Source organism: Streptomyces sp. R44 (assembly GCF_041053105.1).
Taxonomy (GTDB): Bacteria; Actinomycetota; Actinomycetes; order Streptomycetales; family Streptomycetaceae; genus Streptomyces.
This window is the reverse complement of record NZ_CP163444.1, coordinates 2,171,617-2,188,212: the sequence shown is the minus strand read 5'-3', so window position 1 is coordinate 2,188,212 and position 16,596 is coordinate 2,171,617. Positions and strand designations below refer to the sequence as shown.

The 16,596-nt window shown below is 72.6% G+C and carries 18 protein-coding genes; 12 read left to right on the top strand and 6 right to left on the bottom strand.

Translation table 11 applies throughout. The annotated features are described in order from the left end of the window. Positions 1 to 9: 9 nt before the first annotated feature. Complete coding sequence (sufU, locus tag AB5J54_RS10165) at positions 10 to 471, top strand: Fe-S cluster assembly sulfur transfer protein SufU (RefSeq protein ID WP_116161626.1); 462 nt, start codon at positions 10 to 12, stop codon at positions 469 to 471. Continuing rightward, positions 468 to 806, top strand: coding sequence for a metal-sulfur cluster assembly factor (locus tag AB5J54_RS10160; protein WP_030205917.1), 339 nt, complete (start codon positions 468 to 470; stop codon positions 804 to 806). Before sufU ends, AB5J54_RS10160 begins: the two co-directional genes overlap by 4 nt. 79 nt (positions 807 to 885) lie before the next feature. On the opposite strand, the gene AB5J54_RS10155 is transcribed toward AB5J54_RS10160, so the two are convergent. Further along, on the bottom strand, positions 886 to 1,929 hold the full coding sequence (locus AB5J54_RS10155; protein WP_369143588.1) for an oxidoreductase: 1,044 nt from the start codon (positions 1,927 to 1,929) through the stop codon (positions 886 to 888). A gap of 63 nt (positions 1,930 to 1,992) precedes the next feature. Here AB5J54_RS10155 and AB5J54_RS10150 point away from each other — a divergent pair, with 63 nt between their 5' ends. From AB5J54_RS10150 to dapD, 3 genes are read left to right on the top strand one after another with little or no spacing between them, the layout of a single operon-like run. After that, positions 1,993 to 2,313 (top strand): multidrug efflux SMR transporter, encoded by a 321-nt coding sequence (locus AB5J54_RS10150; protein WP_369143587.1) that lies wholly within the window; start codon positions 1,993 to 1,995, stop codon positions 2,311 to 2,313. Continuing rightward, positions 2,313 to 2,915 carry a TetR/AcrR family transcriptional regulator gene (locus tag AB5J54_RS10145; RefSeq protein ID WP_369143586.1) on the top strand — a complete coding sequence of 201 codons (603 nt, stop codon included), beginning with the start codon at positions 2,313 to 2,315 and terminating at the stop codon, positions 2,913 to 2,915. Before AB5J54_RS10150 ends, AB5J54_RS10145 begins: the two co-directional genes overlap by 1 nt. 44 nt (positions 2,916 to 2,959) lie before the next feature. Next, positions 2,960 to 3,943 (top strand): 2,3,4,5-tetrahydropyridine-2,6-dicarboxylate N-succinyltransferase, encoded by a 984-nt coding sequence (gene dapD, locus AB5J54_RS10140; protein ID WP_369143585.1) that lies wholly within the window; start codon positions 2,960 to 2,962, stop codon positions 3,941 to 3,943. Here the strand turns inward: dapD and dapA are convergent, their stop codons facing one another. Then, on the bottom strand, positions 3,944 to 4,816 hold the full coding sequence (gene dapA / locus AB5J54_RS10135) for a 4-hydroxy-tetrahydrodipicolinate synthase (protein WP_369143584.1): 873 nt from the start codon (positions 4,814 to 4,816) through the stop codon (positions 3,944 to 3,946). Positions 4,817 to 4,948: 132 nt separating this feature from the next. On the opposite strand from dapA, the gene AB5J54_RS10130 reads away from it, so the two are divergent. Further along, positions 4,949 to 5,686 carry an SDR family NAD(P)-dependent oxidoreductase gene (locus AB5J54_RS10130; protein ID WP_369143583.1) on the top strand — a complete coding sequence of 246 codons (738 nt, stop codon included), beginning with the start codon at positions 4,949 to 4,951 and terminating at the stop codon, positions 5,684 to 5,686. On the opposite strand, the gene AB5J54_RS10125 is transcribed toward AB5J54_RS10130, so the two are convergent. Further along, positions 5,683 to 6,126, bottom strand: a complete 444-nt coding sequence (locus AB5J54_RS10125; RefSeq protein ID WP_369143582.1) for an N-acetyltransferase family protein — start codon at positions 6,124 to 6,126, stop codon at positions 5,683 to 5,685. The two genes, AB5J54_RS10130 and AB5J54_RS10125, sit on opposite strands and share 4 nt — an antisense overlap. 88 nt (positions 6,127 to 6,214) lie before the next feature. Between AB5J54_RS10125 and AB5J54_RS10120 the strand changes: the two genes are divergently transcribed. Then, entirely contained in the window at positions 6,215 to 6,928 is a 714-nt protein-coding gene (locus AB5J54_RS10120) for an antibiotic biosynthesis monooxygenase (RefSeq protein ID WP_369143581.1), read from the top strand. Between the two features lie 13 nt (positions 6,929 to 6,941). Here the strand turns inward: AB5J54_RS10120 and AB5J54_RS10115 are convergent, their stop codons facing one another. Continuing rightward, positions 6,942 to 8,780, bottom strand: a complete 1,839-nt coding sequence (locus AB5J54_RS10115) for an endonuclease/exonuclease/phosphatase family protein (RefSeq protein WP_369143580.1) — start codon at positions 8,778 to 8,780, stop codon at positions 6,942 to 6,944. Between the two features lie 219 nt (positions 8,781 to 8,999). Here AB5J54_RS10115 and AB5J54_RS10110 point away from each other — a divergent pair, with 219 nt between their 5' ends. The 4 genes from AB5J54_RS10110 (at position 9,000) to AB5J54_RS10095 (ending at position 13,866) form a co-directional block, all read left to right on the top strand. Next, positions 9,000 to 10,451 (top strand): hypothetical protein, encoded by a 1,452-nt coding sequence (locus tag AB5J54_RS10110; RefSeq protein WP_369143579.1) that lies wholly within the window; start codon positions 9,000 to 9,002, stop codon positions 10,449 to 10,451. 131 nt (positions 10,452 to 10,582) lie between these two features. Next, positions 10,583 to 12,007 carry an alkaline phosphatase PhoX gene (locus tag AB5J54_RS10105; protein ID WP_369143578.1) on the top strand — a complete coding sequence of 475 codons (1,425 nt, stop codon included), beginning with the start codon at positions 10,583 to 10,585 and terminating at the stop codon, positions 12,005 to 12,007. A 72-nt stretch (positions 12,008 to 12,079) separates the two neighbouring features. Beyond that, positions 12,080 to 12,793 carry a GntR family transcriptional regulator gene (locus AB5J54_RS10100; RefSeq protein ID WP_369143577.1) on the top strand — a complete coding sequence of 238 codons (714 nt, stop codon included), beginning with the start codon at positions 12,080 to 12,082 and terminating at the stop codon, positions 12,791 to 12,793. Between the two features lie 56 nt (positions 12,794 to 12,849). Beyond that, on the top strand, positions 12,850 to 13,866 hold the full coding sequence (locus tag AB5J54_RS10095; protein ID WP_369143576.1) for a 1-aminocyclopropane-1-carboxylate deaminase: 1,017 nt from the start codon (positions 12,850 to 12,852) through the stop codon (positions 13,864 to 13,866). Positions 13,867 to 13,884: 18 nt separating this feature from the next. Here the strand turns inward: AB5J54_RS10095 and AB5J54_RS10090 are convergent, their stop codons facing one another. Beyond that, entirely contained in the window at positions 13,885 to 15,108 is a 1,224-nt protein-coding gene (locus AB5J54_RS10090) for a TerD family protein (RefSeq protein WP_369143575.1), read from the bottom strand. A 45-nt stretch (positions 15,109 to 15,153) separates the two neighbouring features. Then, the gene (locus AB5J54_RS10085; protein WP_369149278.1) at positions 15,154 to 15,384 is read right to left on the bottom strand and encodes a hypothetical protein; all 231 of its coding nucleotides are present in this window, start codon (positions 15,382 to 15,384) and stop codon (positions 15,154 to 15,156) included. 55 nt (positions 15,385 to 15,439) lie between these two features. Between AB5J54_RS10085 and AB5J54_RS10080 the strand changes: the two genes are divergently transcribed. Continuing rightward, positions 15,440 to 16,444: an AraC family transcriptional regulator gene (locus AB5J54_RS10080; protein WP_369143574.1), complete on the top strand. Its 1,005-nt coding sequence runs from the start codon at positions 15,440 to 15,442 to the stop codon at positions 16,442 to 16,444. The last annotated feature ends 152 nt before the right edge of the window (positions 16,445 to 16,596 follow it).

Sequence of the window (16,596 nt, the reverse complement as noted above, 5' to 3'; positions counted from 1 at the left end):
GAACGGCTCGTGAAGCTGGATTCGATGTACCAGGACGTCATCCTGGACCACTACAAGCACCCGCACGGGCGCGGTCTTCGGGACGGCGACGCCGAGGTGCACCACGTCAACCCGACGTGCGGCGACGAGATCACGCTCCGCGTGAAGTACGACGGCTCGCGCATCGAGGACGTGTCGTACGAGGGCCAGGGCTGCTCCATCAGCCAGGCCTCGGCCTCCGTCCTCAACGAGCTGCTCGTCGGCAAGGAGCTGGCCGAGGCGCAGAAGATCCAGGGCACCTTCCTGGAGCTGATGCAGTCCAAGGGCCAGATCGAGCCGGACGAGGCGATGGAGGAGGTGCTGGAGGACGCGGTCGCGTTCGCCGGTGTCTCCAAGTACCCGGCCCGTGTGAAGTGCGCGCTGCTCAGCTGGATGGCGTGGAAGGACGCGACCGCCCAGGCGCTGGGTGACGCGGAGAGGAAGTCGGCATGACCGAGAACGCCGAGGCCACGATGAAGCCGGCCTCCGAGGAAGAAGTCCGTGAGGCGCTGTACGACGTCGTCGACCCCGAGCTGGGCATCGACGTCGTCAACCTGGGCCTGATCTACGGCATCCACATCGACGACTCGAACGTCGCGACGCTGGACATGACCCTGACGTCGGCGGCCTGCCCGCTGACCGATGTGATCGAGGACCAGGCGAAGTCCGCGACGGACGGCATCGTCAGCGAGCTGAAGATCAACTGGGTCTGGATGCCCCCGTGGGGCCCGGACAAGATCACGGACGACGGCCGCGAGCAGCTGCGCGCGCTCGGCTTCAACGTCTGATCGCAGGTGTACGTGAGAACGGCCGCGCCCTTCGGGGCGCGGCCGTTCCGCATGTCCGGAGCAGTGTCCGGAGCGGGGTCTAGAGCAGTCCGGCCGCGCGGGCCAGCTCCGGGGCCAGGTTCTCCTTGCGGATCCGCTGGTCGACGTAGAGCAGGCCGGTGACCAGGGGCGGGAAGACGGAGACGAGTGCCTGGCTGATCAGCTGGCCGACGGCGAGGAAGCCGAAGAGGACCGCGAACGAGGCGATCAGGGTGGCGGCGTTGTCGCTGGAGAAGTCCATCGCCGCCAGCGGGGCCGAGATCAGCAGGGAGAAGACCTGCTGGATCAGCCAGCTCACCACGGAGGCCATCACGCCGGCGGCGAGCAGGCCGCCGAAGATGCGCCACCAGGAGCCCCGGACCAGGGACGAGGACCGGCGCATCGAGGCGAAGGCGCCCTGCCCCTCGATCACGGCCGCCGCCGGGGCCAGGCTGAACTTCACCCAGATCCAGAGCGCGACCGGCAGGGTGACCGTCGCGCCGGCGAACGCCAGGAACGGCGCGATCAGCGGGCCGGTCCGGGCCGCGAGCAGCGCCACGGTCAGAAGGACGAAGGCCCCCAGGAAGAGCATCGCCGGGAGCAGCAGCGTCAGCGTGGTCAGCACCATGGTGCCGAGGACGGCCGGGGTCCGGGACCAGGCCCGGCGCCAGACCGCGCCGAAGGTGGTGGGCCGGCCGAGGACCGCTTCCTGGAGCACGGCCGGGCAGGCGGCCGCCACCACGGTGCCGGCGCAGATGATCGCGATCATGGCGACCAGCCAGACGCAGCCGAAGGCGATGAGCAGGGGCCGGATGTCCTCCCACCGGGGGTCCTGGCCCGCCGGCAGGTCGAAGACGGCGAGGTCTCCGACCGCCGCGTACGCGATGCCGAGAGCCGCGCCCACGATCAGCAGCGCCGCCCCGTAGACGGCTCCCGCCACCCCGAGCAGCTGCTTCCAGTAGCGGCCGAAGGTGGCGACGGCGCCCGTCAGGATCATGCTGAAGCCGAGCGGTGCGAGGGGTATGACACCGGGCTTCGGCGGCGGGGGCGGCGGCGGGTAGCCGTAGCCGTAGGGCGGTCCTGGCGGACCTGGGGGATAGGTCATGCGGGACACCGTATCGGTGACCGTTGTGTACGCCCGTACGCAAGCCTGTGTACGCTCGTACGCATGGGTTACGGACTCCTTGCGGGCGCCATCGCGGCGGAGATACTCGCCACCACCTCGATGAAGTACAGCGAGGGCTTCACCCGGCTCTGGCCCTCCGTCGTCACCGGCGCGGGCTATCTCATCGCCTTCGCCCTCCTGGCGCAGGCGCTCAAGACCCTCCAGGTCGGCACCGCCTACGCCATCTGGTCCGGGGTCGGCACCGCCGCCGTCGCCGTCATCGGCTTCCTCTTCCTCGGCGAGAGCCTGGGCCCCGCCAAGATCGCCGGAATCCTCCTCATCGTCGCCGGCGTCGCCGTCCTCAACCTCGGCGGGGCGCACTGATGGCGCGGGCCCGGCGCTACGACCCCGACCGGCGCGAGCGGATCGTCGACGCCGCCCTCACCGTCGTCGGACGCGCCGGTATCGGCGGCCTCAGTCACCGCACGGTCGCCGCCGAGGCCGACGTGCCGCTCGGCTCCACCACGTACCACTTCGCCTCCCTCGACGAACTCCTCGTCGCGGCGCTCCGCAAGGCCAACGAGGGCTTCGGACGGCTGCTCCGCGAGCACCCCGCCCTCACCGACCCGGACACCGGCCTCGCCATCGCGCTCGCCCGGCTCCTGGGGGAGTGGCTGGGCGGCGAACGCGCCCGCGTGGAGCTGGAGTACGAGCTCTACCTCGCCGCCCTGCGCCGCCCCGCCCTGCGCCCGGTCGCCGCCGAGTGGACCGAGTCCGTCGTCGCCGCCCTGGCCCACCGCACCGACCCCGTCACCGCCCGCGCCCTGGGCGCCGTCATGGACGGCATCTGCCTCCAGGTGCTGCTCACCGACGGCGCCTACGACGAGGTCTACGCGCGCGTGATCCTCGCGCGGGTCCTGAACGAAGGACCGAATCCGCCGCTCACGGCCTCGTCGGAACCGCCGACGGACTCGACCGACACCTGAGACCGGTTGGCCCGGGCGGGGGCCCGCCGGTTAGGTTTTCCGTCATGACCACTGCTCCTCGCACCACCGGCGCCGTCGCCGCCGGCCTCGCCACCATCGCCGGCGACGGCACCGTTCTCGACACCTGGTTCCCCGCCCCCGAGCTGACCGAAGCGGCCGGCCCGGCCGGCACCGAGCGCCTCAGCCCCGACGAGGCCGTCAACGCCCTCGGTGAGGGCGCCGCCAAGGCCCTCGGCGTGGACGCCCGCCGCGGCGTCGAGGTGGTCGCCGTCCGCACCGTCATCGCCTCGCTCGACGAGAAGCCGATCGACGCCCACGACGCCTACCTCCGCCTCCACCTGCTGAGCCACCGGCTGGTCAAGCCGCACGGCCAGAGCCTGGACGGCGTCTTCGGCCTGCTCGCCAACGTCGCCTGGACCTCGCTCGGCCCGGTCGCCGTCGACGACATCGAGAAGGTGCGGCTCAACGCCCGCGCCGAGGGCCTGCACCTCCAGGTGACCTCGATCGACAAGTTCCCGCGCATGACCGACTACGTCGTGCCCGCCGGGGTCCGCATCGCCGACGCCGACCGCGTCCGCCTCGGTGCCCACCTCGCGGCCGGCACCACCGTCATGCACGAGGGCTTCGTCAACTTCAACGCCGGCACCCTCGGCACCTCGATGGTCGAGGGCCGCATCTCCGCCGGCGTCGTCGTCGGCAACGGCTCCGACATCGGCGGCGGCGCCTCCACCATGGGCACCCTCTCCGGCGGCGGCAACGTCGTCATCTCCATCGGCGAGCGCTGCCTGATCGGCGCCGAGGCGGGCGTCGGCATCGCGCTCGGCGACGAGGTCGTCGTCGAGGCCGGTCTGTACGTCACCGCCGGCACCCGGGTCACCCTGCCCGACGGCCAGATCGTCAAGGCCCGCGAGCTCTCCGGCGCCTCGAACATCCTCTTCCGCCGCAACTCGGTCACCGGCGCCGTCGAGGCCCGCCCGAACAACGCGGTCTGGGGCGGCCTCAACGAGATCCTGCACAGCCACAACTGATCAGGCGTTCACCAGCGCCTCGTGCGCAGCCCGCAGCCCGTCGGCCGTCTCCCGGTCGGCGGGCTGCAGCGGTTCGCGCACCGGACCGCCGAGCAGCGCCTTCGCGGTCACCGTGCCCGGCAGGCCCGAGGACATCATCAGCTCGGCCAACGGCAGGGTCAGGGCGTTGAGCCGGGCCGCGCCCTCGGTGTCGCCCGCGTCGAAGGCGTCCAGGACCGCCCGCAGCTGACGCGGTACGACGTTGGCCACCGTGCTGACGTAGCCGGCGCCGCCCACCGCGTACAGCGGCAGGTTCAGCTCCTCGCTGCCCGAGTAGTACGCGAGCCCAGTCTCCGCGATCAGCCGGGCCGAGCCCAGCAGGTCGTACGAGCAGTCCTTCACCGCCACGATCCGCGGGTGCCGGGCGAGTCGCCGCATCGTCGCGGGCTCGACCCGGGTGCCGGTGCGGACCGGGATGTCGTAGACCATCACCGGCAGACCGGTCGCGTCCGCGACCTTCAGGAAGTGCGCCTCGACGGCCGCCTGCGGGGGACGGCTGTAGTAGGGGGTGACGACGAGCAGCCCGTCCGCCCCCGCCTCCTCCGCCTGGCGGGCGAGGGCGACGGTGTGCCGGGTGTCGGCCGTGCCGACGCCCGCGACGACCGCGGGCCCGGGGCCGACGGCGTTCCGCACCGCGTGGATCAGCTGGGCCTTCTCGGTGTCCGTGGTGGTCGGGGACTCGCCCGTCGTGCCGTTCAGGACCAGGCCGTCGCAGCCCTCCGCGACCAGCCGGGCGGCGAGCTCGCGCGCGGCGCCGAGGTCGAGGCCGCCGGCGGCGTCGAACGGGGTGACCATCGCGCAGAGGGCGCGCCCGAAGGGGCGTTCAGTGTTCATTCGAGAAGTCTGTGCGCGAACGACCGTGAAGGTCCACTTAGATCTGCTTGGTTCGAGGATTCAGTTTCTGTGAACGATGGCGTCTGGCATGATCGGCCGGGCGCGACAGGGGGAGATGGAGAACAGCACACCATGAGCGAACAGCGCGTCGCACTCGTCACCGGTTCGTCCTCCGGCATCGGGGCCGCCGTCGCCCGACGTCTCGCCGACGCCGGCTACCGGATCGTCGTCAACTCCGGGCGGTCCGTCGAGGCGGGGGAGGCCCTCGCCGCCGAACTCCCGGACGCCGTCTACGTCCGGGCCGACGTCTCCGACGAGGCCCAGGCCGCCGGGCTCGTCGCGGCCGCCGTGGAGGCGTACGGCCGCCTCGACCTCCTCGTCAACTGCGCGGGCACCACCCGGTTCATCCCGCACGACGACCTCGAAGCCGCCTCGCCCGAGGTCTGGCGCCACCTCTACGACGTCAACGTCATCGGAGTCTGGCAGACCGTCACCGCCGCCGTCCCGCACCTGCGGAAGACCGGCGGCAACATCGTGACGATCTCCTCCCAGGCGGGCGTCCGGCCGGGCGGCAGCTCCATCCCGTACTCCGTCTCCAAGGCGGCCGTCAACCACATGACGAAGCTCCTCGCCAAGACCCTCGGCCCCGACATCCGCGTCAACGCCGTCGCGCCCGGCCTCATCGACACCCCCTGGTTCGACGGGGTGGACGGAGCCGACGCCGCCAAGGAGCACGTGGCCGGCGTCGTCCCGCTGCGCCGGGTCGGCCGCCCCGAGGACATCGCCGGCGCCGTCTTCGACCTCGCCCACGCCTCCTACATCACGGGAGAGATCCTCCTCGTCGACGGCGGCGGGCACCTGTTGGGTTAGAGCGCCAGCTTGAAGCCGTCGTGGCTGCGCGCGAAGCCCAGTGAGGCGTAGAAGCGGTGGGCCTCCGTCCGCTGCTTGTTGCTGGTCAGCTGGACGAGCGCGCAGCCGCGCTCCTTCGCCCGCGCCACGGCCCGCTCCATCAGCTCCCGGCCGAGCCCGCCGCCGCGCCGGTCGGCCCTGATCCGGACCGCCTCGATCAGGGCCCGCTCGGCGCCGCCCTTGCCGAGCCCCGGGATGTACGTGGCCTGGAGGCAGCCCAGGACGAGGTCGCCGTCCACCAGGACGAGCATCTCGTTGCGCGGATCGCCCTCGATGTCCGCGAAGGCCCGCTCGTACGCCTCGGTGACGAGGACCGACGCGGGGTCCACCACCCTGTCCTCGTCGGCGAGCAGGGCGAGGACGGCGGGCAGTTCGGCGCGGGTGGCGGGGCGAAGGATCATGGCGCGAAGTCTCCCACAGCCGACCCCCTTGACCTCAACCAAGGTTGAGGGAGGACGGTGGTGCCACCCGAGGAACAGGAGACCCACCATGAACGCCGTCACCCGCCCCGACGCCCGCCCCGACCTCCGCCGCCCCGGCGTCGGCGCCGTCCTGGCCAGCACCTGGCGGGTCGCCACCCCCGAGCGGCAGCGGGCGGCCGTGGAGGCCATCCGCAGGACCTGGGAGAGCAAGGAATGGCCCGACCTGGGGCTGCTCTCGTACAGCGTCTACATCGGCACGGACGGGGACACGCTCCTCCACTACTCCCAGTGGACCGCCCAGGAGGCCTACGACGCGTTCGTCGCCGGATATCGCGGCGACCGGAACGCCGAGATCGACGCGGCCGTCCCCGGCATCGAACGGGTGGCGCTGCACCGCTACGCGGCGCCGCACCGCAGCGCCGTCCTCGGCGAGGAGAGCGCGGGCGCGGTGCCCGGGGCGATCGCGGCCGTCGAGGTCGACTTCGACGGGCCGGACGCCGGACGGCAGGAGGCCTGGGTGGACGCGGTGCTCACCGCGATGGCCGACGACGAGGGGAAGCGGGCGGTGCGCGGCGGGATCGGCGCGCACTTCCACCGGTCCGTGGACGGCACCCGCGTCCTGAACCTCGCCGAGTGGGAGAGCGAGCAGGCCCACGTCGAGTGGCAGGCGGAGTACGCCCCGCTCAGCGAGGCCTGGCGGAAGGTGCACGAGTACCCGGGGCTCGTCGGCAGCCGGGTACGCCGGTACACGCCCGCGCTGAGTCTCGACGCGGGCGTGTGACCGGAATTCGTCGTTACGGGCGGAAGCGCAGGACCTGGGGGTCGTGGTCGCTGTCCTGGTCGGCGAACTCGGCGTTGATGTGGACGCTGTCGTACTCGAAGTGGTGGACGCCCGGGCTGGTCAGGATCTGGTCGAGGACCTGGCTGTTGCCCTGGTACACGTACGAGTAGCGCTCGCTGAGCGGCAGCGACTTCACGGCCGGGAACAGCGCGCCGCCGTCCGTCAGCCCCTGCGTCGTCCCGGAGAACTCGAAGTCGTTGATGTCGCCGACCACCAGCACGTCGGCCTGCTTGTCGACGGCCTCGATCTGCTTGACGAAGGCGTTGACGGCCTGCGCCTGGAGCAGTCGCTTGGCGTCGGAGGAACGGTTCGGCGGCTGGTGGTGGGAGACGATGGACTCGTCGCCGCCCTTCGAGCCGAAGTGGTTGGCGATGACGAAGACCGTGCGGCCGCGGAAGACGAACTCGCCCGCGAGCGGCTTGCGGCTGGCCTCCCAGGCGGCGTTGGACGGGTCGATCCGGCCGGGGGAGAGGGTCAGCGCGGCACGGCCCTTGGTGCCCGTCACGGCGGTGGCGGTGGTCGCGTCGCCGCCCGCGCGGTCGGTGAAGGAGACCCGCTCGGGGTTGAAGAGGAAGACCTGACGGATGTTGCCGCCGGGCTCGCCGCCGTCCTTGCCGTTCTGCGGGTCGATCGAGCGCCACTCGTACGCCGGTCCGCCGGCCGCCACGATCGCGTCCGTGAACTTCTTGACCGTCACGTCGGCGGCGACGGTGCCGTCGTTCTTGGCGCCGTTGTTGTCCTGGATCTCCTCCAGGGCGACGATGTCGGGCGAGGCGAGGTTCTCGACGACCGCCTTCGCGAGCGCGTCGAACTTCTCCTGCGGGTCCGTCGGGTCGAGGTTCTCGACGTTGTACGTCGCCACGGCCAGCTCGTTCTTGTGCTGCTTGTCCGTGGTCTCGCGCTCCAGGCCCTCGTCGACGAGGGTGCCGAGGGTGCGGGCGGTCAGCGTGTAGCCGCCGAACTGGTTGAAGTCGAGCGGGCCCTCGGTGGTGCCGGTCAGCCGGTCGCCCACGTTCGCCTTGGGGAACGGCTGCTGGGCCAGCGGGGTCAGCGACTGGATCTGGAGCCGGCCGGTGTTCTGGGACTCGTACGAGCCGTAGACCGTGCCGCCGCGCTCGTTGTCGTTCTCCCAGGGCTTCACCGTCACCCAGAGCTCCGCGTACGGGTCGGTGGCGCCGACCACCCGCGAGGAGTCGATCCGGACGTTGGTGCCCTCCAGGGACTCGTAGTAGTCCAGGGCGTACGTCTCGGGGTCCAGCGTCAGGCCGTTGATCGAGCCGCCCGCGGCGGGGTCGCCCTCGGGGGCGTACTCCTCGGGGACGGACCAGCCGGAGATCGTCACCGGGGCCGGGACGGGGTTGCCCTTCGAGACGACCGTGATCACGGGCTTGGAGATCTGGGTCAGCGACTGGTTGCCGGAGTTCAGGCCGCCGGGGACGTACTCGGTGACCGTGCCGTTCACGCTGACCGCGTCGCCGACGGCGACGGTCGGGACGGAACTCGTGAAGACGAAGACGCCCTCGCTGGTCGCCGCGTTGTCGTCGGCGTTCGGGTCCTGGATCCAGAATCCGCGAGAGCCGTAGGTGCGGACGCCGGTGACGATGCCCGTGACACCGGTGACCTGCTTGCCGACGAGGGGGGAGACGCGCGTCGTGCCCTGGATGTCGTGGATGCGGACGCCGGCGGCGGCGTCCTCCGCGGCGGCGTTCGCCGAACCCGCGAGCAGACCGGAGGCGAGGGCGGCGGCGACGACGGCGGAGACCGCGGCGGATCTCGGTATGGAGGAAGACATCAAGAGGCTCCGAGGGTGCTTGGAGGAACGGCAGATGAATCTACGCGCGTCAATCTCTTGTGAGAGCAGTGCACTTGTCAAGAGTCGACGGGTGTACGAAGGCTGACGGATCCGTGAACCGACGGACGGGGTCCCGGATGCGTCTACGCTGAGGACCGCTCTCCGAGCGCCTTCGCCTTCACCCACCCCACCCCCGTACGTGTCGAGGAGACCCCCCAGATGTCAGAGCACCCCACCCTTCCCCCCGTTCGGCTGCGTGCGGACGCGGAGCTGGCGCGGGACGCCCTGGCCGCCCCCCTCCTCGCCCAGGCCGTACGGCTCGCCCGCTGGGCCGGACCCGAGACCCGGGTCGACGCGGGCGGCGAACTCGTCGACGAGCAGCTCCCCGAGGCCGCCGAGGTCCTGGGCCTCGCCGACGACGAGGACGGCGAGACCTGGGCCGGCGACGCCTGGCGGCTCGCCGTCGACACCGGACTCGTCGCCGTCGAGGACGGGGAGGCCGAGGACCTGCCGGGGCGGGCCGAGCCCGGCGAGAACCTCGCGCTGGTCACGGGCGGTTCGCCGCAGGACGTCCTCGGGCTCTGGCTCGACGGCTTCGACGCCGTCTTCGCCGACGCCGTCGCGCCCGTCCTCGACGACCTGGACGCGCTCGTCGGCGAGGACGGCGAGATCGACATCGAGGCGCTCGACTGGGACCCCGAGGCGGAGGCCGAGTTCCTGGAGGGCGTCCTCGGCAACCTCTACCTGCTGACCGTCAGCGAGGGCGGCGCCGGCGAAGGCCCCGTACCGCTGCCCGCGCTCGCCGCGTCGATGGTCGTCCCCGACGACTTGGGCGAGCCCACCGACGACGTCCTGGAGCAGGTCTCGGACGCGATGATGCGGCTCGACGAGCAGTTCCGGCTGCTCGAACCGATCGGGCTCGTCGCGTACCAGCCCGTCGACGAGGCCCTGATGGCCGAGGAGGGCGAGGAGCCCGCGCCGCCCGTCGACGACGAGGACGTCAGCCGCTACGGCATGGTCCGGCTCACCCCGCTCGGGCTCTACGGCATCCGGGCCCGGATGCTGGAGGCCGGGGTGGACGCGCCCGCCGTCGGCGACCTGACGGACAAGGGCGCCGACGTCCTCCTCGACGGGATCGCCGGCTACCCGCCCGCCGCCGCCCGCGAGGAGACCGCCGCGTGGCTGGCCGGCCGCGACGCGCTCGGCGCCGCCCGCGAGCTGCTGCACGCCGCGCGGGGCGCCGACGCGGGCTCCCCGCTCCGCCGCCTCCACTGCCAGCAGACGCTCTCCCTGCTGGGCGCCGAGGCGGAGCCCGCCGTCCGGGAGGTCCTCGACGACGCGGAACTCGGCGGCCTCGCCCGGGTCTGGCTCGCGGAGCGCGGCGCGGCGGACGTGCCCGCGCCGCCGGAGTCGATGATCTTCTGGCTGGCCATCGACACGATCGCGGCCCAGCTCGACTCGGACGGGGACCTGGAGGAGCTCCAGGAACTCATCGAGGGCCTGACCGGCCGCCACAGCGGCTTCTTCGAGGCGGCCTGGCGGGTCGAACACCCGGCGACGGCGGAGGTCCTGGAGGCGATGGGCCGCCTGCACCGCGACAAGACCTCGGCGAAGGAGGCCCGCAAGGCGGCCTTCAAGGCGCGCTCCCGGTCGGGGTCTTCGGGGGCCTGACGCGAGGGCGCACCCCGCGGGGCCGGCGGTGGGGGATGCCCGGTGGTGTTCCCGCGGTGTTCAGGCGGTGTTCTCGGGGACGCGGGAGGGTGGCCCGCGAGAATCGGCCATCACAGGGAGACCCCACCACCATGCCGCTCAATCGCAGAGAGTTCACCAAGCAGTCCGCCGTCGCCGGTGCGGGCCTCGCCCTCACCGGTGTCGTCGGGGCTCTCGCCACCGCCCCCGAGGCGCTCGCCTCCGACGAGCCCGAGGCGTTCGGGGCCGGCCACGGGCACGGCCACGAGCTCGGGTACGGGCCGCTCGTCGCCGACCCCGACGGAGTGCTCGCCCTGCCCGAGGGGTTCTCGTACCGCATCGTCACCCACAGCGGCGTGACCCGCCTGGAGTCCGGCGAGTTCACCCCCTCCAACCACGACGGCACCGCCGCCTTCGCCGGCCCGCGCGGCGCCACGTACCTCGTCAACAACCACGAGCTCAAGGGCCCCCGCAGCAAGTGGGAGCACCCCGTGCCGCTCACCGAGGGCCTCGTCTACGACCCGGCCGCGGCCGGCGGCTGCACCGTCGTCGAGGTGCACCGCGACGGCACCGTCGCCGAGTGGGTCGGCATCGCCGGCACCTCCACCAACTGCGCCGGCGGCCGCACCGCCTGGGGCACCTGGCTGACCGGCGAGGAGACCGAGGACCTGGCCGGCAAGAACGGCATGACCAAGGACCACGGCTACATCTTCGAGGTCGACCCGCGCGACGTCCGCGCCAACCTCGACCCGAAGCCGGTCAAGGCCTTCGGCCGGTACGCCCACGAGGCCGTCGTGATCGACCCCAAGCACGGCCACGCCTACCTCACCGAGGACGCGTCCGGCCCCAACGGGCTGCTCTTCCGCTGGGTGCCGCCGCAGGACTTCGAGCACGGCCGCGGCAGGCTCCGTACCCTCGCCGACGACGCCGGCGTGCTCCAGGCCTTCAAGTGCATCGACTCCTCGGGCCGCTTCGTCGACGACCTGTCCCGCGCCACCCGGATCGGCACCGTCTACGGCGTCGACTGGGTCGACGTCCCCGACCGCGACGCCCGCACCACCCCCGTCCGCAAGCAGTTCACGGACGGCCAGGTCACCCGCGCCCGCAAGCTGGAGGGCATGTGGTGGGCCGACGGCGGCGCCTACGTCGTCTCCTCCTACGCGCGCGAGGAGAGCCCCGGAGCCGCGCACGACGGCCAGGTCTGGTTCTACGACCCGAAGCGCCGCACCCTCACCCTCAAGGTGCTCCTCGGGGTGAACACCGCCCCGGACCAGGACGGCGCCTTCGACGGCCCCGACAACATCACCGTCTCCCCGTACGGCGGCCTCGTCATCGCCGAGGACGGCGAAGGCGTCCAGCACCTCTTCGGCGCGACCGACTCCGGCCGCACCTACCCGATCGCCCGCAACGACCTCAACGACAGCGAGTTCACCGGCGTCGTCTTCTCGCCCGACGGCGACACGCTCTTCGCCAACATCCAGACCCCGGGCATCATGGTCGCGATCACCGGCCCCTGGCGCCGCCAGCCCCGCCGCTGAGGCGGTCGGGGCCGTCGCGGCCGAAACTGATCCCTGGTCAGCTCCATGGACTGACATCTAACATGCCAGTCCATGGACGCTCTGCGGCCCGTGGGCCGGACCCTGCTGCGTGACCGGGCGTACGAGGCGCTGCGCGAGGCCATCGTGCGCGGCGACCTCGCGCCCGGCGCGTCGCTGAAGGACGCCGATCTCGCCGACCGCCTCGGGCTCTCGCGCGCACCCGTGCGCGAGGCCCTGGCCCGGCTCGGCGACGAAGGGCTCGTCGAGTCCAAGCCCCAGAGCTACACCCGGGTCACCCGGCCCGTCAGCCGGGTCGTCCGGGACGCCGCCTCGGTGGTGCGGGTGATGCACGAGCTCACCGCCAGGACCGGTGTCCCGCTGCTCGGCCCCGAGGGCATCCGGACGATGCGCGAGGCCAACGAGCGCTTCGCCGCGGCCGTCCGCGCCTCCGACGTCGAGGCCGCGCTCCACGCCGACGACGAGCTCCACGAGGTCCTCGTCGTCGCCAGCGGCAACCACGCCGCCGCCGCCACGATCGCCCGCTACACCCCCCTGATCCGCCGCGTCGAGCGGCGTCTCTTCGGCGACGCCGGGAGCTGCGGATCGGCCGAACTGCACGCCCGGCTCATCGACGCGTGCGCGGCGGGGGACGCGGAGGCGGCGGTGCGGGTCACCACGGAGATCTGGGCCGCCCTGGAGCAGCTCGCGGACGACGCCATCGAGGTGGCCGAGGTCACGGGCATCCCCGCGCCCTCCTCGGCACCGGGGGAGTCCCCGGCTCCGTAGGGCCCCAGCGCGTCCAGGACCGTCGACCAGTCGCCGTCACCCACCGGGAGCCCGCCTTGCCGATCACCGACTTCGACCGCTACCCGCTCCTCTTCGGGCCCTCCCCGGTCCACCCGCTCGAACGGCTCACCCATCACCTCGGCGGCGCCACCCTCTGGGCCAAGCGCGAGGACTGCAACTCCGGTGTCGCGTACGGCGGGAACAAGACCCGCAAGCTGGAGTACCTGGTCGCCGACGCCCTCGCCCAGGGCTGCGACACCCTCGTCTCGATCGGCGGGGTCCAGTCCAACCACACCCGCCAGGTCGCCGCCGTCGCCGCCCGCGCGGGACTCGCGTGCGTCCTCGTCCAGGAGAGCTGGGTCGACTGGCCCGACTCCGTCTACGACAAGGTCGGCAACATCCTGATCAGCCGCCTCGCGGGCGCCGACGTGCGCCTGGTGAAGGCCGGGTTCGGCATCGGCTTCAAGGAGAGCTGGGAGCAGGCCCTGCGGGAGGTCGAGGAGGGCGGCGGGAAGCCGTACGCGATCCCGGCGGGCGCCTCCGACCACCGGCTCGGCGGGCTCGGCTTCGCGAACTGGGCGTACGAGGTGGCCGAGCAGGAGCGGGAGCTCGGCGTCCTCTTCGACACGGTCGTCGTCTGCTCGGTGACCGGCTCCACCCAGGCCGGCATGGTCGCGGGCTTCGCCGCGCTCGCCGAGGAGGGCGGACCGGCCCGCCGGATCATCGGGATCGACGCCTCGGCGAAGCCCGTACCGACGCACGAGCAGATCACCCGGATCGCCCGGGACACCGCCGCCCTCATCGGCGTCGAGCGCGAGGTGACGGCGGCCGACGTCGAGCTGGACGAGCGCTACCACGCCGGGGTGTACGGCATCCCGGACGAGACCACCCTCGACGCGATGCGGCTGGCCGCCCGCACCGAGGGCATGGTCACCGACCCCGTCTACGAGGGGAAGTCGATGGCGGGTCTGGTCGATCTGGTGGGCCGGGGAGAGATCGGCCGGGACTCGACCGTGCTCTACGCCCACCTCGGCGGCCAGCCCGCCCTCAACGCCTACAGCGCGCTGTTCTGACCGGGGGGACCCGGCCGCTCAGAGCGCCTGGGCGGCCGGCTTCACCATGCCCCGGACGGTCCGCGACTTCACGAACTCGCCCATCGCCGTCATCTCCCACTCGCCGGAGAACTGCTTGATCAGCTTGGCCATCATCACGCCGGTCTGCGGCTCGGCGGAGGTGAGGTCGAAGCGGACCAGCTCCTCGCCCGTCGCCGCGTCGATCAGCCGGCAGTAGGCCTTGGCGACCTCGGTGAACTTCTGGCCGGAGAAGGAGTTGACCGTGAAGACCAGGCCGGTGGCGTCGGCGGGGAGACGGCCGAGGTCGACCGTGATCACCTCGTCGTCGCCGGCGCCCTCGCCGGTGAGGTTGTCGCCGGAGTGCTTGACCGAGCCGCCCAGGATGGTCAGCTTGCCGAAGTAGCAGCTGTCCAGGTGGTTGCGCTGCGGGCCGTACGCGATGACGGAGGCGTCCAGATCGATGTCCTTGCCCCGGTAGGCGGGCTCCCAGCCGAGGCCCATCTTGACCTGCGAGAGCAGCGGCCGGCCGCCCTTGACCAGGGACACCGTCTGGTTCTTCTGGAGGCTGACCCGGCCCTTGTCGAGGTTGATCTTGCCCGTGGAGACAGGGCCCGCGGCAGGGGCAGCGGCCGGGGCCGGCGGCGCCTGGGCCGCGATGCGCGGGTCCACCGGCGCGGCGGCCGGCGGCGCGGGCGGCACCGGCGGGGCGACGGGTGTCGGCGCCGGGGCGGCGGCGGGCTCGTCGTCCACCGAGACGCCGAAGTCGGTCGCGATGCCGGCCAGCCCGTTCGCGTACCCCTGGCCCACCGCGCGGGCCTTCCACGCGCCGTTGCGCAGATAGATCTCGACGACCACGAGCGCCGTCTCCGTGGCCAGCTGCGGCGGCGTGAACGTGGCGATCACGGCGCCGTCGTCCGCGTTCCGGATGGTGGCCGTGGGCTCGATGCCCTGGAAGGTCTGGCCGGCGGCGTCCGGGCTCGCGGTGACGACGATCCGCTCGATGCCGGCGGGGAGGGCGCCGGTGTCCACCAGGATCGCGTCGGGCGCGGTCCCGCCGCCGGAGCGGTAGGTGACACCGGGCCCGGCCGGCTGGTTGTAGAAGATGAAGTCGTCGTCCGAGCGCACCTTGCCGTTGGCGCCGAGCAGCAGGCCCGAGACGTCGAGCCGCACGGGGGCGGCCACGTCCACCGCCACGCGCGCGGCGGTGAGAGGGATGTTCGAGCCGGGGGTCATAGCGGTCATGCCAGGGCTAACGATCCGGGCGCCTTTGCCGTTCCCTTACCCACGTCAGGTTCGGCCGGTCCGGTTACGGGGGTGGTTCCTGGCCCGGCGTTCGTTGCCGAAGCGGTACGCGCCCGTCCAGCGGGCCATGACCAGCTGGGCGTCGCCCGCCTCCACCTCCGCGAGGAACTTCCCGGCCCGCCCACCGCGCAGCACGCCCGCGGCGCGGCCCTGGTGGGTGAGGACGACGGAGCCGTCGCGTCGCTGCTCGTAGGCGAATCCATGAGGTCGTGGCATGCCGCGCATCCTGCCGTTCCCGGTCAGATCCGTCATATGAATATTCTTTCGATCCATGGGGAGTGTGGGGGCCGCGCGCGGCGCGGGTGCTGTGGGCGGGAGCTCGTTCCGGACGGACGACGTGGACGCGGCGCGCGAGGAGCTCGACGCGCGCTACTACGCGAACCGGATGGCCGTCGTCGACCGGGAGCGGCGGCCCTTCGCCGCCCGCTTCGACACGGTGGCGCTCGGGCCGCTGGTCATCGGCGACCTCAGCTGCGGCGCCGACGTCCGGATGAGCTTCGGCGAGCTCGGCGCGTACCACCTGAACGCGCCGCTCAGCGGCAGGATGGAGATGCGCCAGGGCGGCCGCTCCCCGATCGTCGCGACGTCCAGTGACGCGCTGCTGCTCGACCCGGCCGGGGACACCTTCCTCGACCGCTGGAGCGGGGACTGCCGGACCCTGTCCGTGAAGGTCGGCGCGGCCGAGCTGCGCGACCGCCTCGAACAGCTGATGGGCCGGGCACCGCGCGGCCCGCTGGCCTTCGCGCCCCGCCTGGACATCACGCGCGGTCCCGGCCTCAGCTGGGTCCGCTTCGCCCGCCAGGTCGCGGCCGAGGCGCTCGCCGGGGAGGGGCTCGCCACGCACGAGCTGGTCGCCAGGCCCTTGCAGGAGGCCCTGCTCAACGGGCTGCTCCTGGCCGCCGAGCACCCCTGGCGCGAGGCGCTCGCCCATCCCGGGGAGGCGCGGCGCCCGGCCCCGGTCAAGCGCGCGATGGACGCGGTGCGGGAGCGCCCCGAGCACCCGTTCACGACCACCGAACTCGCCGCCCTGGCCCGGGTGAGCGTCCGCCGCCTCCAGGAGTCCTTCCGGGAGTACGTGGGGATGTCGCCGATGGCGTACGTGCGGGAGGTCCGCCTCGACCGGGTCCGCGAGGAGCTGCGGGCGGCCGCACCGGACGAGGTGAGCGTGAGCGAGGTGGCCTGGCGCTGGGGTTTCGCCCACCAGGGGCGGTTCGCGGCCCGCTACCGGGAGAAGTTCGGCGAGTCGCCGTCCGGGACGCTCCGGGCGGGCCGCTGACGGGGGCGCACCGGAAAGACAGGGGGCGCATCGCCGTGTGCGCGCCTGCTTCTTTGCGCCAACCCACCGCGCAATCCGGACAGCTGCCGCGTTCCGCGGCTCGCGATGATCTTCGACCGCGCCTACGGTGAGCTGGTCACGTGCGCCGAGGC

What these genes read in the sequence shown, in the direction of transcription:
- AB5J54_RS10160 (WP_030205917.1), top strand. Translation starts at nt 468, where the DNA reads ATGACCGAGAACGCCGAGGCCACGATGAAGCCGGCCTCCGAGGAAGAA.
- AB5J54_RS10155 (WP_369143588.1), bottom strand. Translation starts at nt 1,929, where the DNA reads ATGACCTATCCCCCAGGTCCGCCAGGACCGCCCTACGGCTACGGCTAC.
- AB5J54_RS10150 (WP_369143587.1), top strand. Translation starts at nt 1,993, where the DNA reads ATGGGTTACGGACTCCTTGCGGGCGCCATCGCGGCGGAGATACTCGCC.
- AB5J54_RS10145 (WP_369143586.1), top strand. Translation starts at nt 2,313, where the DNA reads ATGGCGCGGGCCCGGCGCTACGACCCCGACCGGCGCGAGCGGATCGTC.
- dapD (WP_369143585.1), top strand. Translation starts at nt 2,960, where the DNA reads ATGACCACTGCTCCTCGCACCACCGGCGCCGTCGCCGCCGGCCTCGCC.
- dapA (WP_369143584.1), bottom strand. Translation starts at nt 4,816, where the DNA reads ATGAACACTGAACGCCCCTTCGGGCGCGCCCTCTGCGCGATGGTCACC.
- AB5J54_RS10130 (WP_369143583.1), top strand. Translation starts at nt 4,949, where the DNA reads ATGAGCGAACAGCGCGTCGCACTCGTCACCGGTTCGTCCTCCGGCATC.
- AB5J54_RS10125 (WP_369143582.1), bottom strand. Translation starts at nt 6,126, where the DNA reads ATGATCCTTCGCCCCGCCACCCGCGCCGAACTGCCCGCCGTCCTCGCC.
- AB5J54_RS10120 (WP_369143581.1), top strand. Translation starts at nt 6,215, where the DNA reads ATGAACGCCGTCACCCGCCCCGACGCCCGCCCCGACCTCCGCCGCCCC.
- AB5J54_RS10115 (WP_369143580.1), bottom strand. Translation starts at nt 8,780, where the DNA reads ATGTCTTCCTCCATACCGAGATCCGCCGCGGTCTCCGCCGTCGTCGCC.
- AB5J54_RS10110 (WP_369143579.1), top strand. Translation starts at nt 9,000, where the DNA reads ATGTCAGAGCACCCCACCCTTCCCCCCGTTCGGCTGCGTGCGGACGCG.
- AB5J54_RS10105 (WP_369143578.1), top strand. Translation starts at nt 10,583, where the DNA reads ATGCCGCTCAATCGCAGAGAGTTCACCAAGCAGTCCGCCGTCGCCGGT.
- AB5J54_RS10100 (WP_369143577.1), top strand. Translation starts at nt 12,080, where the DNA reads ATGGACGCTCTGCGGCCCGTGGGCCGGACCCTGCTGCGTGACCGGGCG.
- AB5J54_RS10090 (WP_369143575.1), bottom strand. Translation starts at nt 15,108, where the DNA reads ATGACCGCTATGACCCCCGGCTCGAACATCCCTCTCACCGCCGCGCGC.
- AB5J54_RS10085 (WP_369149278.1), bottom strand. Translation starts at nt 15,384, where the DNA reads ATGCCACGACCTCATGGATTCGCCTACGAGCAGCGACGCGACGGCTCC.
- AB5J54_RS10080 (WP_369143574.1), top strand. Translation starts at nt 15,440, where the DNA reads ATGGGGAGTGTGGGGGCCGCGCGCGGCGCGGGTGCTGTGGGCGGGAGC.